The sequence below is a fragment of the Roseovarius roseus genome (assembly GCF_043355935.2).
GTDB classification, from domain to species: Bacteria; Pseudomonadota; Alphaproteobacteria; order Rhodobacterales; family Rhodobacteraceae; genus Roseovarius; species Roseovarius roseus.
Window position 1 is genome coordinate 1 of sequence record NZ_JBHFPE020000059.1, and the last position, 883, is coordinate 883.

Genomic DNA, 883 nt, shown 5'->3' on the forward strand with positions numbered 1-883 from the left:
TTTAGCGAGCGCTTCGACGCTTGAATATCTGAAACCGCATGGACCGGGCCAGATACACAAAGTTCATGACACTCCCCCTTGGCCTTGCTCCTAGGACTTATACATCGGCGCAAGATATTTCTTTCCTGGATCTGATATGCCCTCTTGTATGCTATTCACCTGCGCAGGTAGGTTCGGCAAAGCTCCACCCACCGCGACCGCTAGCTGTGGGTATGAGACGGCGAGCTGAGGATAACTCTCTTCCAATTCTCTAGGCATCGCGTTGGCCAGGTTCAGTTGGAAATGCTTGCCTTCGAACTCTACCATTTTGCCATCGAGCGCCTTGACTACCGGCAGCGCCGCGCCACCACCCGTCGCTGTCACGTTGATGAAATTTTCGTCGCCTGCAATGCAGATTGCAGCTTCCGTAACGAGATCGGAAATTTTCTTGAAGAGATTCTGGATAGTCTGCTGTCTTAAAAACTCGTCGAGCCCGATTTCAACCACGTCTCCAGTAACTAGTCCGATGCTGATGGCTCCATCGGTGAAAAGCACTTCTTTTTCCCTGCGAACATCGCGTTTTACGGCTGCATGGACGCGCCTGTGCTCAGCGGTCCCGTCGGCCAGACCGCTCTTTTCCATAATCAGCTTTAGCAGGGCATTGTCGACTATGTTGCCCGCCAGTGGGATTGCCCTCGCGGCGGCCCGCACCTCTGCCACGGTAACGCGATCCTTTGAGGGATTGTTAATGCAGACACAGCCCGCGACGTCAGTTGTTCCCGCGCCAATATCCAAAATCACGTATGGCATCCGATGCCGCGCTGGCGTAGGCTCTGGACCCATTGATTTCAGGTTCTCTGCGTGATTCACGGCTCCGAAAAGGAGCGATCTCATGTCTGATCTT

The 883-nt window shown here is 53.8% G+C and carries 1 protein-coding gene; it reads right to left on the minus strand.

Translation table 11 applies throughout. From position 1 onward, the window contains the following. Positions 1-90: 90 nt before the first annotated feature. Positions 91-883, minus strand: a 793-nt coding sequence (locus ACEWPL_RS19440) for a hypothetical protein (RefSeq protein ID WP_420744410.1), incomplete at its 5' end; no start/stop codon positions are given.